A 14,486-nucleotide genomic window follows, 5' to 3' on the forward strand; every position below is an offset into this window, starting at 1 on the left:
GGCTTGCGCGCTGCGCGCGCTCGCCCCTGATGTCCATCAAGCTGCGCGGCGCGCTGACGCGCGCCTCCAGCGATGGCCATCAACCAGCCGGCTCACCCGACCATCAACAAAGGTGCGCGGCAACACCGACGAGACGCCCATGCGCGTGCTGGACGTGAAGAAGACGAAGCAAGGCTACCTCTGGACCTTCCTCACCCAGACACCCAAGGGCGAGTGGCTCATCGGCTACCGCTTCAGTCTGGGCCGGGCCAGCACGACGCCGAAAGACGTGCTGGGCGGCACCCGGGGCGCCCTCGTGGTGGATGCCTACACGGGCTACAACGCGGTGACGCTGCCCGAGGGGCGCGTGCGCGTCGGCTGCTGGGCGCACGTGCGCCGCCGCTTCTTCGACGCGCTGCCCACCGCGCCGGAAGCCCGCGAGGCCCTGGACTTCATCCTCGCCCTCTACCGCGTAGAGGCCCAGGCCCGCGACGCCGGCCTCGTGCGCACCGACGCCCACCGCGAGCTGCGTCAGCAGAAGAGTGCTCCCGTCCTCGCTGGGCTGCGCGCCTGGCTGGAGGAGCAGACGCCGCTCCATCCTCCGAAGGGGCCGCTGGGCCAAGCCCTCTCCTACGCCCGAAAACAGTGGGACGCCCTCACTCGATTCGTCCGCGACGCGCGCCTGCCCTTGGACAACAACCGCAGCGAGAGCGCGTTGAGAAAAGCGGCCCTGGGCAGGAAGAACTTCCTCTTCGTCGGCCATGAAGCCGCGGGGGAGAACCTCGCCGGCCTCTACGCCCTCGTCGCTACCTGCGAGGCCCACGGCGTCAATCCCGAGGACTACCTCGCCGACGTGTTGCTGCGCGTCCAGACGCACCCGAATGCGCGCATCGGAGAACTGCTGCCGCACGAATGGAAGCGTCTGCGCGCCACCAGCGCCTCCTGACGCTGCGCATCTTCTCCTCCTCGGGCCTCAATCCGTCGCCGCTCGCCCCGAGCACGACACCCGTCCGCCTTCAAGCGATCCGGCACACGTCGTTGGCCGGACGGTTACGCAGCGACCGCACACCTGCGTTCGCATGGAGGGATGCATACGTCGCACAGGACCACCTTTCGTCGGCGAACAACTCGCTGACGGTCGGGTTCTGGTCTGACATGCCCCCCGCTGCGCTCCGCGCGGCTCCCTCCAGAATCCAGGAGCAGTCCATGGTCCACACCTCGGGTATCCCTCGTCGCATCTCCCTCTGGGCAGGCGTTGCCCTGGCGCTGGTTGGCACTCTCACGGGCTGTGCTCCGCCTGGGCCGGAGGACTTGCCCGGAGAGCCCCAGGTGACCCTGGACTCACAATCCCAGGCGCTGGCCTATCCCAACGGGAGCAGCCGGACGGTGGTGTCACGGCGCGTCGTCTACAAGGACGCCTCCGGTGGCTACCAGGCGGCGCCGGGCTTCGAGCAGTTCCGCGCGGCCGGTGCCTCCGACAGCACGCTGCACGCCATCCGCATCGCCCAGGTGGAGGCCCCGAGCGTGCGCGAGGCCATCGTCTTCATGACCGCCGGGCAGAAGATCTCAAGCAGCGGGCACTCCAGCGGCGTGACAGGCCAGTCCTCCAACTGGGACGCGTCCTGCGACGGCGTCTCCTGCGCCAACGTGGTCCTGGATGGCCGCTCCCTGGCAATGAAGCTCAATGCCCTGGGCTGGTTTCCGGCGGGGAGGACGCACCTGTCCGTGGTCAACGACAACAACTTCGACCACCTGTTCGACAGCGACACGAAGCAGCGCATCGTCAACGGGTTCGTCCACTGGCTCCAGGCCCAGGTCCGACCCGAGACGCGGTCCATCTACCTGGCGGGGAGCTCCCGCGGCGGGTGTCTGGTGATGCGAATTGCCCAGGCGCTCCGCGCCAACACGGCGCTGGATGGCATCACCGTCTACGTGTCGTCGCTGGATGGCGTGTGCAGGAACAGCCAGGGCGAGCTGGGCACGTTCGACACCAAGGTGAACAACCCCGTGCGCCCCTGGGGCACGTTCTACGGCGCGTGGGCCACCAACCTGTCCTCCCAGTTCCCCCGCCGCGAGCGGCTGCACCTGTATCAGGTGGTGGGGGGCCAGGAGGTCGCGCCGGCCACCGGCATCCGCGCCTTCTCCGGGTACGCGGGCGCCACGCCTCCCTCGACGGGCACCGACCTGGACTGGGGCTGGTACAAGCAGACCTGGGTGAAGTGGCAGCACAAGGAGATTGGCAATCCGTACACCGACCCGAGCACGTCGGAGCAGCCGCTCGCTATTTCAGAGACGATTGACGCGCAGCTCACCTGGCTGGACGGGCTGCTGTAGCGGGCCCGCGGCGGTTTCAAGCGGTCATCGCAACGCATCCTGGTTGAAGTGAGCGTAGATGAGTGGTCGGCGCCTCGGAAGGCGTCGTCCATCCAGGATTTCTGCGAGGCCGATTGTTGAGAGCTTTTTCGCCGCGCTCGAGTGCGAACTGCTCGCACGCCGCCGTTTCACCACGTCTCACGACGAGGCGCGGATGGCCGCCTTCCGCTTCATCGAGGGCTGGGATAACCCGCTCCGACGCCACTCCGCGCTCGACTACGAGTCACCCGCTGGTTACGAGAAGAAGCACCGCGCTGCCGCTTGAGGGCGAAAGCGCGGAACGCTCTGCGGAACCGGGGCAACTTCACGCCTATCCCTGTGTCGGGCGTGAGGCGTTTCCGACGCTGGCGCGTACCTCGCGCATCTCGGCAGCGCGCACAGAAGGGGCGGTTTGTCGACGAATGAGCCGCTCGGCCACGGCGAGGTTGATGACCCAGCCGGCGCCCAACAGCAGCGCTCTGGCGAACTCGTCCGGCGTGCCGACGATGAGGAACCAGGGCACGGAGACCAGCACCTGTGTGCCCGCGCCCAGACCGATGGCGTAGCCTCGAATCGACCAGGCCCGGTGGCCGCCCACGTCCCGCCGCAGGATCGCGGACAGCCCCAAGGCGAGGGACAGGACCATCGCCGAGCCGAACAGGATCCGCAGGCCGTCGAGGAGCTCACCGTCGCCTTCGGCGCGGGGATAGCGCAGCGTCATCCACAAGCCCGAGAGCCCAGCCACAAGGCCGCACGCGACCAGGAGCCGCCCGGCGACGCGGTGCCAGCCGGGCCGCCGACGGCGAAAGTCCGGGGTGAATTGGAAGGCACCCAGGACGCAATACACACTGGCGCTGAGGACGTGCAGCACCACCGGTAGGGGCGATGCGAAGAACCGCGCGTTGTGCGGCGTGAGCTCGGCGCCGCCCGCCAGTTCGGCCAGACGGGCGGCGCCGGCCAGGATGGGCACGAGCGAGAGCGCGACCAGCGCAACGGGCACGAGCCGCTCGGCCTTGGTGGCGGATGTCATGGAGGTTCTTCTCCTGTCGGTGTTGGAACGATGGGCAACGCGCATGACGACGGCGACGCCTCATCCCGTGCGAACAAATAGCCCTCCGCGACTACCGACGGAATTGACTGATTCCGTTCACTTGATATGCGAAAATGCATGGACTGGCGGACGGTCAATTTCGATTGGAATCGGGCGCGGGCCTTTCTGGTCACCGCCGAAGAGGGCTCGCTCACGGCGGCGGCGCGTGCGCTCGGCATGGCGCAGCCGACACTCGGGCGTCAGGTGAGCGCGCTTGAGGATGAGCTGGGCGTGGTGCTGTTCGAGCGCGTGGGAAGGAGCCTCGCGCTGACGCCGAGCGGGCGAGAGCTACTCGACCACGTTCGAGCCATGGGCGACGCCGCGGGGCGAGTCTCGCTTGCGGCCGGCGGACAATCGCAGAGTGTCACCGGGCTGGTCCGCATCACGGCCAACGAGATCTACTCGGCCTTCCTGCTGCCGCCCCTCGTGGAGAAGCTTCGGCGCGAGGCGCGAGGCATTGACATCGAACTCATCGCAACCAACACCGCGGTCGATCTGCGCCGACGGGAGGCGGATATCGCGATCCGGAACTTCCGCCCCACCCAGCCCGACCTCATCGCCACCAGGCTCAGGGACGACCCGATGCGGCTGTATGCGGCGACCCGCTATCTTGCGCGCATCGGCAACCCGCGTACGCCAAAGGCACTGAGCCGCGCCGACTTCATCGGATTTGGTGGGACCGACGCCATGCTCGACGGGCTGAACGGGCTGGGCTTGAGCCTGACGCGACGGAACTTCCCGGTGCTGGCGGGGAACCACCTCGTGCACTGGGAGATGGTCAAGCAGGGCATCGGCGTGGGCGTCGCTCCCGAGCGCGTGGGAGACGCCGAGCCGCTGGTCCGGCGGGCCCTCCCCAGCCTCGCCCCCTGGGTCCTTCCCATCTGGCTGACGACCCACCGCGAGCTGAACACCAGCAAGCGAATCCGACTGGTGTTCGACCTGCTCGCGACCGAGCTCGGGAGGTGAGTGACGGCTCGCTCCTCCAGCCACCGCCGCATGCCCCCTCATCCCGATTCAAGTCACCCTCCTGGACTGCGGACAGGCTCCTGACCAGGTGCCGCTGGCTGCGTTTGGAATGCCCCGCCGGGGATGCCAGACGGACTCAGTTCTTCGCCAGGCTGAGGCTGGTCACGCGGCCATCCGGGATGATGCTCACCGTGTAGCGCCAGGTCGCGGCCCCGAACTTCACCAGGTACGTGTAGACGCGGTCATCGCCCAGCACTTCGCGCTTCGCCAGGACGAGCGGCCCCGCCGGTCCCAGGTCCTGCAACAGGTCCTGGTAGTACGGCACGGCCTCCGGGAAGAACCAGCTCGGGACGTACGCGAAACCCGCCGGATCCAGCGTCCCGTTCCGGAGCTGTTCGAGCATCCCCTTGAACCGCGCCGTCATCGCCGGCTCCCCATCGGGGGCACCGCGAGCGCGGGGTTCACGATGGCCGCGATGCCGTCCACGAACGTCGTGGGGTTCGCGGTGTTGGAATTGATCAACACCACGATGGACAGCTCGTCCCCAAGGAAGCGGGAGTAGGCGCTGACGAAGCCCTGCCAGCTACCGGCGTGCTGATGCAGAGGCTTGCCCGCGCGTTCCTTGATCACCCAGCCAAAGCCATACGGATAGGAGGCCCCGCTGTTGAGCTTCACGGGCGTCAGGATCTGCTGCCAGCTTCCCCGGCCCAGGATGGCGCGCTGGTCCACGGCGGCGTCCCAGGCCAGCACGTCCTTCATGGTGCTCCAGGTTCGCGAAGCCATACCCTTTCGACAGCACGACCCGCCCGTGACTCACGACGCCCACGGCGAGACCGGGCACGCTCTGTCGTCGCTGCTCCGCGCGCACGAAGGCTTCAATCCGCTCGCGCAGCGAATCATGCGCGGCGGCGGAACCCCCCATGAGCAGGCCCACGAGAAGGACAGACACGGCTGCAATGGATTTCAACGGGTTGCGCATGAGGACTCCCGGCGCCCGGAAGAGGGCTTCTCAAGGAGTCCCCGAACCTGCAATCGATGCATGGCGGATCTGTCTCCAGAATGTCTCCAAGACTGGAGGGGACTTCTCCTTAACGGCTCAGTACCCCACGTGCAGCCGTCCGGGAGGTAGCGCCGCCTCCAGCCGCTTCACCTCCGGCTCCGGGACGCGGTCCAGCCCCAGCTTGAACTGCTTGAGCCGGGCGAGTGGCGCGAGTCCCCCCGGCAACGCGGACAGCTCCCCCTGGAAGAAGCCGGCGTGCGTCAGCGTCGACAGCCGCCCAATCCCATCCACCAGGACCTGGACCCGGCCCGGTGTCATCTTGAAGAAGCGCCAGAACCAGAGCTTCTTCAGCCGAGGCAGCCGCGTCAGCACCTCGGGGAAGCCCTCCAGCGCCATCGCGTCCAGGTACAGCTCCTCCAGTGCCTCCAGCTCGCCGAACGCGTCTGGGAGCCGGGTGAGGTTGTTGCAGTAGCGGAGGCTCAACTTCTTCAGCGCGGGGAGGCGGCAGAGCTCCACCGGAAGCGTCGTCAGCGGCAGGCTCTCCAGGCTGAGGTTCTTCAGTGCCTGCAACTCGCCGATGCGCGGGGAAATCTCCGCGATGTCGTTGGTGTCCAGATTGAGGCTCTCCAGCCCGGTGAGGGAGAAAACCTCCTCGGGGATGGCCTTCAGCTTCTTCTGCGCGAGCCCCAGTCGCGTCGCCTTCTTGCCCCGCGCCGCCTGCTCCTTCACGGCGGCGATGGCCTTCTCCACGGGGCCAAGCCGGGTGTCCGCCAGCAGGGGCTTCCCCGCTCGCAGCTTCGTGAGGAGCCCCTTCCGGTCCACCGTCGAGTCGGTGACGTCGCCCTCGTCCTCGTCCTCCACGGTGAAGGCCCCCGGCAGGAGCGCCTCGTGCGGCTCCAGCTTCCTGCGGGGCTTCTCCGTCGCGGTGAGTTTGTCGCCCACGAGCGCGTCCACGTCCAGCGGGCCAAACACCCAGAGGTGGTGGTGCTGCTCAACGAGGGCGCGCGCCTTCAGCCCTCCGCCGACACAGAAGACGTCATCCCCATACGAGTCGCCGAAGAGCAGCCCCCGGATCCGGACGTTGCCCGCGATGAACATGGCGGAGAACGTCGCCACGTTCTCCACTTCCAAATCTCCCAGCACCACCAGGAGGGTGTGGTCCGCCGCGTGGCCGTCCTCGAGCAGGCCCTTCAGCCGGACGCTGCCAGAGACAACGAGCGGCCGGGGGCCGATGACAAGCGAGTCGGCCTCCAGGTCTCCCTCGTGGAAGAGGACGCCCTTCTCGGAGACTCCCCGCCACCAGGAGGCCAGCTCGTGCCGCCATCCGGGCGTCCCCGCCGCTTCCACGTGGGCCCACACTTCTTGCGCGGAGGCATCCCTCCCCCAGTCCTGCTTCTCCACCATGTCCCGGTGCTCCCTTCCGGGAGCCATCACACCATGGAAGCACCGCGAGGATCCCTCAGGAGCCCAGGAGGAACCGCGGCGCGACGCACGATGAGGCAGGCGAGGACATCCAGCGCGAACGTCCGGCGCACCAGTCCCGCCCAATCCAATCGCGGCGTGCGCTCCACCGTCGCAGCCTGTGCCGGGCTCTCCTCCTCCAGCCCCGGCTCCGCCCCTGCTTGAGGGAGCAAGTGACATTCGAGCGCAGGCGCCTCAGAACTCCGCGACGAACGCCAGCTCGCAGACCCGCTCGCGACATGAGAACACGTGCAGCGCCCCATCGAGGAACTGCCCGCCTCCGTAGTCGAGCAGGTGCGGCATCTCGCCGTGCGCGCAGCTCGGCGTCGCGTCGGCCTGATCCCAGCGCGCCACGCCCCCGATGCGAGCTCCGCCCCAGCTCGCGCCGCCACGCTGCTGCGCGAGCCAGTCGTCGTACTCCTCGCCGACCTCCTCGAGCTGATCCGGATCGAAGCCCCCGGGGAACGGCCCGTCGAGATCGAGCGCATCGAAGCCGAAGAGCGCGCTCGACGCGGTCTCCGGCGTGATCTCCGAGCGATAGCGGTACCAGATCGCCGGCGGTAGATCGGTTGCCGGGGAGGCCGGCGTCACCCGCAGACTCTCGCGCCGCCAGCCACTCGACGCCGATTGCCACGCCTCGGGGCCGGTCACGCGGTGCCTCGGCTCCACCAGGCGCACGTACGCGACGAGCGGATCGCTGTTCTTCGCGACGCCGCAGTGAAAGCAGAAGAGCGCGGCGAGGCCGCGGCCGCCGGGGAGGAAGTCCGCGAGCACGGCCGGCGTGAGCTGGACGCACATCTCCAGCGGGCGAGCGCAGACGCCGCAGCTCGGCCAGCTCGGCTCGTCGAGCCAGGCGACGGAGCCGTGCGCGAAGCAATCGCCGGGACCGGGATCGAAGCGCTCGGGCTTCAGGTAATGCGGCACCTTCAGATCGACGCAGGTTGGCGCGGTCTCGCGGAGCTCGCGGAGCCAGGGCGCGAACAGCGGGTGCTCGGGGAGCTCGGGGCGAGGCGCCTTGCGCGCGCAGGGCACGCAGGTCTCGGCGGCGTCGCTCCAGCGCGGGTGCTCGCGCACGAAGGTCGGCCATGGGGTCTTCTTCTGCGCGCGGCCCGGCTCGTCCCAGGGCTCCTCGGTGGCCGCGGGCGCGACGACGAGCGGCGTCACCATCACCGCCTTGGGCACGCCCTTGTAGCCCGGCACGGTGCCGTGCACCTCGACCCGGGCGCCGACCGAGGGGATCACGGCGAAGCCCTTGAGCGCGGTGCCGCCGAAGCGCACCCGACCGCCTTCGTCGAGCTCGATCCACCCGAGGGCGTCGATGGGGTTGAGCTCGACAATCGTCCCTTTTTGCCCGCTCATCGCGCGGAACGCTAACACTCCCGCCTCAGCGGCTCTGCACCGTGAAATCGCGCCCTTCCCAGCGCCAGCGCACTCTGGAGTCCGGCCCAATCCACCGACGCATGAATCAGGGGAAGGTCGGGAGTGACGAGGGAAAGGCGTGAGCGCGTGGCAAGCCGTGCTCGAAGAGTTCCTGAAGGAGTCGGCAACGCTCGGGTTCGACGGAGGTGTCGCAGGTGGAGGCTTCCCGCCGGAGCTCTTCGATCGGGACGAGCGAGGAGTCCACCGGGCGCAGCGCCTGGGAGGAGTAGGCCCACGCGTTACCCACGCGATGCGCGGGCTTCTCGTCCGCGTGACAGAACGCGCAGACCGTGAGGTCGGGCTGGAACATGACCTTCGTGTACGGAGCCTCGGGGAGCACCTCGGCTTCGATGGGGAAGGCCAGTTCTCCCTTGATGGAGCGGCCGGAGGCGTCGAGCTGGCTGAACTCGACGACCTCCGCTCCCGGGCCGTCGGGGACGACCGAGAGGATGAGGGAGCCCGAGAACAGGAAGATGCGGGGGCTGCGCCGGCCATGCGCGGGTTGCGCGCTGAAGTCGCTCTCCGTGGCACTCAGCCGCAGGGGCCGGTCCAGACTCTCCACGAGGCAGGCCACGGAAGTGGGGCGGGGCAGGGAGTTGATGAGCGCCACCGCCTCCTCGATGGTTCCGGGGGCGCCCGTGGCACCGCCGGAGGGGACGCAGTCGCGGGGAAGCTCATCCGGGGGCTTTGAACCATCCGACGTGCCGCAACCTGCCGCCAGCACCGCCATCACCACCTGCGCGAACGCCCTTTGTCGCCACCTGCGCCTCACGTGTGACCTCCGGGGAACATCATGTGCCCGTGGCCACCTCTGAGCGAGCGTTCCCAGCCCGGTTTCATTTTGGGGGGACCCCGAGGCCTCCACACGCCTTGGTGGAGGGGTTGTCGAGGCCGCAGTCCCCGGGGCTCATGTCCCGCGGGTTGTTGCACGGATGGGGTGCTTGGGATCAACCCGTCACGGCAGCCGCCATTGCGCGGCCGCCGAAGAGAACAGCAGCCCCGAGCGTGGGTGGCTACTTGCCGGCCAACGCAGCCACGAGCCGGTCCGCCTGCTCGCGGATGTGCTTGTCGGTGCTGGCCTGGGCCTTCTGCGCGTGCGTGCGGGCCTGGGCCTTGTCGGTGTCCGCCAGCGCCAGGGCCTGATTGAGGTGCAGGCCCGCGTCGTCCGGGTGCGCTTTGAGCGCCGGAGCCAGCACCGCGCGGGCGTTGGCCGCGCCCTCGGGCTTCGACATCAGCAGCACGGCCAGGTCGTTGGCCGCGCCCACGTCGGACGGATCGCTGGCGTGGGCGGCCTCCAGCAGCTTCTGGGCCTCCGCGTCGTCGCCCATCCGCCGGCGCACCTTGGCCAGGGCGATGCGCACCATGGTGTTGTCCGGCACCTTGGCCAGGGCCTCGCGCAGGATGCGGTCCGCGTCCGCGTCCTTTCCGGCCACGAAGGACGCCAGCCCGTGCAGATAGATGGCGTCCGCGTTGTCCGGCTGCTGGAGGCGGATGTCGATGGCGGCCTTGATGGCCGGCTCGGGCGCGCCCGCCACGAAGCACAGCGTGGCGAACTCCCGGATGAGGGCCGTTTCGCGAGGGCTGCGCAGGATGGCCTTCTGGAGCGTCTGGAGCGCTGCGCCCACCTGGTCCTTGAGCACCTGCACCCGCGCGGCCAAGAGCAGTGGCAGGTGTTCGGTGCGGCTGGCCTCCGACGCTTCCAGGTAGCGCTTCAAGGCGCGGTCGAGCTGCTTGTCGCCCTGGAGCGCCATGCCCAGGTACGTCAGCGTCTGGGCGTTGCCCGGCTGCAGGGCGAGCGCCTTCTCCAGCGCGGCGATGGCGGCGGGGTACTGGTGGTGCGCCAGCAGCGCGCGCCCGTGGTTGACGACCTCGAAGAAGCCCGCCTTGGGCTGGGCCGCGAGCGCCTCCAGCACCGCGAGCTGCCTCGCGTCGCCTCCTTCCGCGTCGAGCCGGGCCAGGTGGCTCAGCGCCTCGGGGTGGGTGGGGTGCTGGGCCACGAGCCGCTGGAGCACCTCGCGCGCGGCGGGCTCGTCATGCTGCGCGAGGCGCAGACGCGCGAGCCCGAGCAGGGCGGCCGCGTCCTTCGGATCCTGCTTGAGGGCGCGCTCGAATTCGATGGCGGCGTCCTTGAGGAGGCCCTGCTTCATCAAACGCGCCGCGGCGGATGCTTGTTTGGAGACGGCCATGGGTCGGGAGGATAGCCCAGCCCTGATGGGGCCGGGCGGTCTCGCGGGTGACTACCCGATGCCCAACCAGCCCCCGACAGTGTCCTTGACGCCGCCGACCACATCGCCGGCGCCCTCGATGAGGTCGCCCGCGGCATCCACCGCGCCGGAGAACACATCGCCGGCCGCGTCCAGTACCGCGCCGCCCGCGTTGATGGCGCCCTCGGCCACGTTCTCCAAAATCTCACCACCGGCCGCGGCGGCCGTCTCGCCCACCGCCTTGAGGATGTTGCCGGGGTTGACGGAGCCCTCCACCTCGACGCCCAGGCCCAGGCCGGCCGTGGCCTCCACGCCGACGTCGAACTCCAGGTTGCCGCCGTCCAGGCCGATGTCCGCGTGGGCGTCGCCGCTCACGCCGGCGCTGGCGCTGGCGGTGATGCTGGCGGAGGCCAGGGTGTCACCCTCGTGCTTCAGCTCGATGCCGCCCGTGAGGCTGGCCTGCGCGCCCGCGAAGCCGGAGGCGGCGGCGTTGAGGGACACGTTGCCGTCGGTGCCGACGTGCAGGTCCAGGTCGATGGAGCCCTCGGCGCCAATCTTGCCCAGAGCCTCCAGGTCCAACTCGACGGAGTACTGCTCGCCGGCGATCTCGAACTCCACCGTCTTGGTGGCGCTGGCGCCCGCTTCCACCAGGTTGGCGGACACGTCCACCTGCACGTTCACGTCGATGCCGGACAGGCCGATGTCCGCGTCCACGGACGCGTCCGCGCTGAATGTCGGGCCCTGGACGTAGGCGTTGGTGTTGATGCCGCCGGGGCCGGTGCCGTTGACCTCGGCGCGCGAGCCGCCCGCCTCGAAGCTGGACTGGCCGCTCAGCACGTTGCGCGACGGCGTCTGCACGTTGCCCTGCGCCTGGGTGGAGACGTTCGGCTGCGTCCCGGGCTGCTGCTGCGTCGTCGGCTTCGCGGGAGGCGGCGCGACGGGCTTCGGAGGCGGCGGGGGCGGCGGAAGCGGGCGGTAGCCGATGGGCGCGGTCATGGGCGGACTCCGGAGTTCGATGGGAACGGTGCCCGGAATGGCGACCGTTTTTTCCCATTCTCCCCAACCCCGTCCGGAAGTTTCCGCACCCCCATCACTTTGTAAGAAATCCCCGGCCGGATTCCAGTGGGGTGGGATGGACTCCAAGATTTCGACTGAAATGTTTAATGGCCGGTGCCCTGGCAATAGGGCGTCGCGTCAAAAATCAGAGGGGAATCGTGGGACACATGGCTTCCCCCGGGCCTCGTCCTGAACGGACAAACCTCATGGGTGGAATGTTGAGTGGAGCGGGCGACTCTCGGTCGTTGAGAGTCCCTCCGGCCCCTTCCAGGTGTCGCGAGGAGGGATACGCAGCGGGGCGGAGGCCGGTTACAGGAGCCCCGCGTCCGTGTCCGGCCCAGACCCAGGACAGCAGGATCATGGGCTTCTGGCGCAGCGCGACTGCCTGTGGCTCAACACCCCGTCGGCTGAAGTGGCCCCCGTGCCGGAGCCCATGAGGGTCCATGGGCTCAGGCGACGACGGGGAGCTACCAGCCGTTGACGTACCAGGAGTGCCGCAGGGTGTTGTCCGTGCCGCGATAGAAGACATCCATCCGGCCGGGGCCCCAGCTCGCGACATCGGGCGTGGAGGTCATCTCACCGCCGAGCCAGTTCCAGCCGGTCCAACTGGAGCCCGTCCACGTGTTGACCCAGAGGCTGTTGTCCAGGCCCCGGCCGAACACCTCCAGCTGGTTCACGCCGCGAGAGACCGCCGCTGGAGCGGAGGTGAAGGTGCCGCCCAGCGAGCCCCATCCGCTCCAGGCCGTGCCATTCCAGTACTTGTGGAGGAAGGTGTTGTCGGAGCCCTTGGCGAACAGGTCGATGCGGTTGGGTCCCCAGCTCACCGCGGCCGGATCCGACGTCACGACGCCCGGAATCACCGTCCACGACGTCCAGCCCGAGCCCGTCCAGGCCTGGTGGTAGAGCTGGTTGTCCAGGCCCTGGCCGAACACGTCCAGCCGGTTCGCGCCCCAGGACGCCACGGCCGGGCCGGAGTTGAAGCCGCCGCCCTGCGAATACCAGGGGCTCCAGGAGGAGCCATCCCACGCCTTGTGGAGCATGGAGTTGTCCGCGCCGCGCGCGAACACGTCGATGCGGTTGGAGCCCCAGCTCACCGCCGCCGGGTCGGAGGTGATGACACCCGGGTGGAGGCCCCAGCCGCTCCAGCCCGCGCCCGCCCAGTACTGGTGGTGCATCTGGTTGTCCAGGCCCCGGACGAACACGTCCAGCCGGTTCGCGCCCCAGGACGAAGCCGCCGGGCCGGAGGACAAGCCGCCGCCCAGCGACTCCCAGGGGATGCCGTAGGTGATCTTCGCGCCCTGGACGTCCGTGGCGCTCAGGTTGCCATTCCCGTTCCAGGCCGGGTTGCAGTAGTTCATCACGGAGGCTAGGTCCCACGGCCCGATGAGCCAGTCACCCGAGGAGCCCTGCGCGGGCTCGGTGCAGGTGGAGGGCCGGTCCGGACGGTTCTGCTCATGGGCGTAGCCCAGCGCGTGGCCGAACTCATGCACCGCGATGGCGTCGATGCAGTACTTGAGGCTGCTGGCGCACGACGGGCTCCAGTTGGCGAACGTGAAGTTCAGCACCATGCCCTGGGCCCTGCCGTTGAGGCCGTTGCCCAGCGCCTTCACGTGCGGGCCCTCGTCGCTGATGTTGATGCGGACGCCGCTGGACGAGGACGGACATGTCCCCCAGCCGTAGAAGCGCACGCTCGAGTTCGCCTCCCACGTGCGCGTCACCGCGTCGCGCACCCATTGCCGCTGGGTGGCGTTGCCCGCGGCCGGGTTCTCCCAACACACGGGGATGGTCAGCGGCCACCAGAGGGTGGAGGACGCCACGTAGAGCTCGGCCTCGCTGTGCCGCAGCTCTCCCGGCGGTGTCTGCTCGGAAGGCATGGACGCCTCCGGCGCGCTTCCACAGCCAGCCCATGCGCCAAGCCCGAGCGCCAAGAGCAGCGCCCCCCCCTGGGCGATGCGTGTTTTCAGTGAACATGTTTTCCCCTCTTGCGTCCGCCCACTCCTCGGACGGGGCCTGTATGGCCCACGCATCCCCGGGCGCGACAAGACACATCCTGGCATGAAGACTGACGCACTTGAAGTGAAGTGATGTCAATTCAGTGTCTACGGGAAATTATCTGGATGCAGGGTTTGAGGAGGGCGTTTCATTTGTGAGTCACGGTCGCTTCTGGCGGACGGGATATGCTCCGTCGCATGACCTTCCGCGCGGGCAGTCCTCGAGGAGAACGTGTGCGTCGGCCGCGGCTGTCGCGAGACACCGTGGTGCGGACCGCCGTCGCGCTCGTCCAGGAACAGGGGTTGCGACAGCTCTCCATGCGGACGCTGGCCGAACGGCTCCGGGTCACGCCCATGGCGATATACAAGCACGTCGCGAATCGGGATGCACTTGTACTCCTGTGCGCCGAGACCATCCTCCAGACGGTGGTGTTGCCTGTGGAGCGACGTCTGGTGTTGCCCCTGGAGCAACGTCTGGTGTTGCCCGCGGAGCCACAGGATCCGGTGGCGTGGCTCCGGCTGCTCGCGAACCGTCTGCGTGTCGTGGGGCTGGCGCACCCGGGGTTGATGGAGTTCCTGCTGGAGCAGGGCCCTGTCGTCCACACGGCGCTCGTCATCCTCGACCGGACGGTGAGCGGACTTCACGCCGCCGGCATCCCGTGGAAGGAGGCGGGGGCGCTGCACAACACGTTCTTCTCCTGGCTGGCCGGAGCCATCCGCCGGCAGGAGCCGTGGGACGTGGGGCCACCGGGGACGCCGCCGCCGTTCGAGCGGTTCTTCGCGGCGGCCCAGGCGCTTCCCGCCAGGGACTACCCGGGGCTTGCCCACAGCGTGCCGCACATGCGGGCCACCGACGTGGAGCGGGAGTTCGAGCAGAGCCTCGGCTTCATGCTGGAGGGCATCCAGCGGCGCATCGACGCGCGGCGGGTCCCCGCGCGGAAGCGCCCCCGCCAGCGCTGAGTGGGCGT

Annotated in this window: 14 protein-coding genes and 1 pseudogene; 5 read left to right on the forward strand and 10 right to left on the reverse strand. The window is 69.0% G+C overall.

What is annotated here, in order from left to right; translation table 11 throughout:
• The first annotated feature begins 112 nt into the window (after nt 1-112).
• The 3 genes and pseudogenes from D7X99_RS08440 to D7X99_RS08450 form a co-directional block, all read left to right on the forward strand.
• Nucleotides 113-925 (forward strand): IS66 family transposase, encoded by an 813-nt coding sequence (locus D7X99_RS08440; protein WP_171805338.1) that lies wholly within the window; start codon nt 113-115, stop codon nt 923-925.
• A 260-nt stretch (nt 926-1,185) separates the two neighbouring features.
• A complete protein-coding gene (locus D7X99_RS08445; protein WP_171805339.1) occupies nt 1,186-2,313 on the forward strand; it encodes a hypothetical protein in 1,128 nt (375 codons plus the stop codon).
• Nucleotides 2,314-2,431: 118 nt separating this feature from the next.
• Nucleotides 2,432-2,617, forward strand: a pseudogene (locus D7X99_RS08450) (IS3 family transposase); the annotation flags it as partial.
• Between the two features lie 45 nt (nt 2,618-2,662).
• Here D7X99_RS08450 and D7X99_RS08455 read toward each other — a convergent pair.
• The gene (locus tag D7X99_RS08455) at nt 2,663-3,361 is read right to left on the reverse strand and encodes a DUF2306 domain-containing protein (RefSeq protein WP_121777323.1); all 699 of its coding nucleotides are present in this window, start codon (nt 3,359-3,361) and stop codon (nt 2,663-2,665) included.
• A gap of 138 nt (nt 3,362-3,499) precedes the next feature.
• On the opposite strand from D7X99_RS08455, the gene D7X99_RS08460 reads away from it, so the two are divergent.
• Nucleotides 3,500-4,387, forward strand: coding sequence for a LysR family transcriptional regulator (locus tag D7X99_RS08460; protein WP_121777324.1), 888 nt, complete (start codon nt 3,500-3,502; stop codon nt 4,385-4,387).
• A 136-nt stretch (nt 4,388-4,523) separates the two neighbouring features.
• Here D7X99_RS08460 and D7X99_RS43520 read toward each other — a convergent pair whose 3' ends face one another.
• From D7X99_RS43520 to D7X99_RS08500, 9 genes are all read right to left on the reverse strand, one after another.
• Nucleotides 4,524-4,811, reverse strand: coding sequence for a hypothetical protein (locus tag D7X99_RS43520; RefSeq protein WP_233613204.1), 288 nt, complete (start codon nt 4,809-4,811; stop codon nt 4,524-4,526).
• Nucleotides 4,808-5,170 carry a hypothetical protein gene (locus D7X99_RS43525; RefSeq protein WP_233613206.1) on the reverse strand — a complete coding sequence of 121 codons (363 nt, stop codon included), beginning with the start codon at nt 5,168-5,170 and terminating at the stop codon, nt 4,808-4,810. Before D7X99_RS43525 ends, D7X99_RS43520 begins: the two co-directional genes overlap by 4 nt.
• A 313-nt stretch (nt 5,171-5,483) precedes the next feature.
• Nucleotides 5,484-6,791, reverse strand: coding sequence for a leucine-rich repeat domain-containing protein (locus tag D7X99_RS08470; RefSeq protein ID WP_121777325.1), 1,308 nt, complete (start codon nt 6,789-6,791; stop codon nt 5,484-5,486).
• Between the two features lie 26 nt (nt 6,792-6,817).
• Nucleotides 6,818-7,021 carry a hypothetical protein gene (locus D7X99_RS08475; protein ID WP_121777326.1) on the reverse strand — a complete coding sequence of 68 codons (204 nt, stop codon included), beginning with the start codon at nt 7,019-7,021 and terminating at the stop codon, nt 6,818-6,820.
• A 22-nt stretch (nt 7,022-7,043) separates the two neighbouring features.
• Nucleotides 7,044-8,225 (reverse strand): hypothetical protein, encoded by a 1,182-nt coding sequence (locus D7X99_RS08480; protein WP_147476080.1) that lies wholly within the window; start codon nt 8,223-8,225, stop codon nt 7,044-7,046.
• 88 nt (nt 8,226-8,313) lie between these two features.
• On the reverse strand, nt 8,314-9,039 hold the full coding sequence (locus tag D7X99_RS08485; RefSeq protein WP_147476081.1) for a hypothetical protein: 726 nt from the start codon (nt 9,037-9,039) through the stop codon (nt 8,314-8,316).
• 241 nt (nt 9,040-9,280) lie between these two features.
• A complete protein-coding gene (locus D7X99_RS08490; RefSeq protein WP_233613208.1) occupies nt 9,281-10,414 on the reverse strand; it encodes a tetratricopeptide repeat protein in 1,134 nt (377 codons plus the stop codon).
• A 90-nt stretch (nt 10,415-10,504) separates the two neighbouring features.
• The gene (locus D7X99_RS08495; RefSeq protein WP_121777329.1) at nt 10,505-11,467 is read right to left on the reverse strand and encodes a Circumsporozoite protein; all 963 of its coding nucleotides are present in this window, start codon (nt 11,465-11,467) and stop codon (nt 10,505-10,507) included.
• A gap of 527 nt (nt 11,468-11,994) precedes the next feature.
• Nucleotides 11,995-13,401 (reverse strand): M12 family metallopeptidase, encoded by a 1,407-nt coding sequence (locus D7X99_RS08500; RefSeq protein WP_121777330.1) that lies wholly within the window; start codon nt 13,399-13,401, stop codon nt 11,995-11,997.
• Between the two features lie 351 nt (nt 13,402-13,752).
• Between D7X99_RS08500 and D7X99_RS08505 the strand changes: the two genes are divergently transcribed.
• The gene (locus tag D7X99_RS08505) at nt 13,753-14,478 is read left to right on the forward strand and encodes a TetR/AcrR family transcriptional regulator (RefSeq protein ID WP_158620744.1); all 726 of its coding nucleotides are present in this window, start codon (nt 13,753-13,755) and stop codon (nt 14,476-14,478) included.
• The last annotated feature ends 8 nt before the right edge of the window (nt 14,479-14,486 follow it).

The organism is Corallococcus sp. AB032C (genome assembly GCF_003668935.1).
GTDB lineage: Bacteria > Myxococcota > Myxococcia > Myxococcales > Myxococcaceae > Corallococcus > Corallococcus exiguus.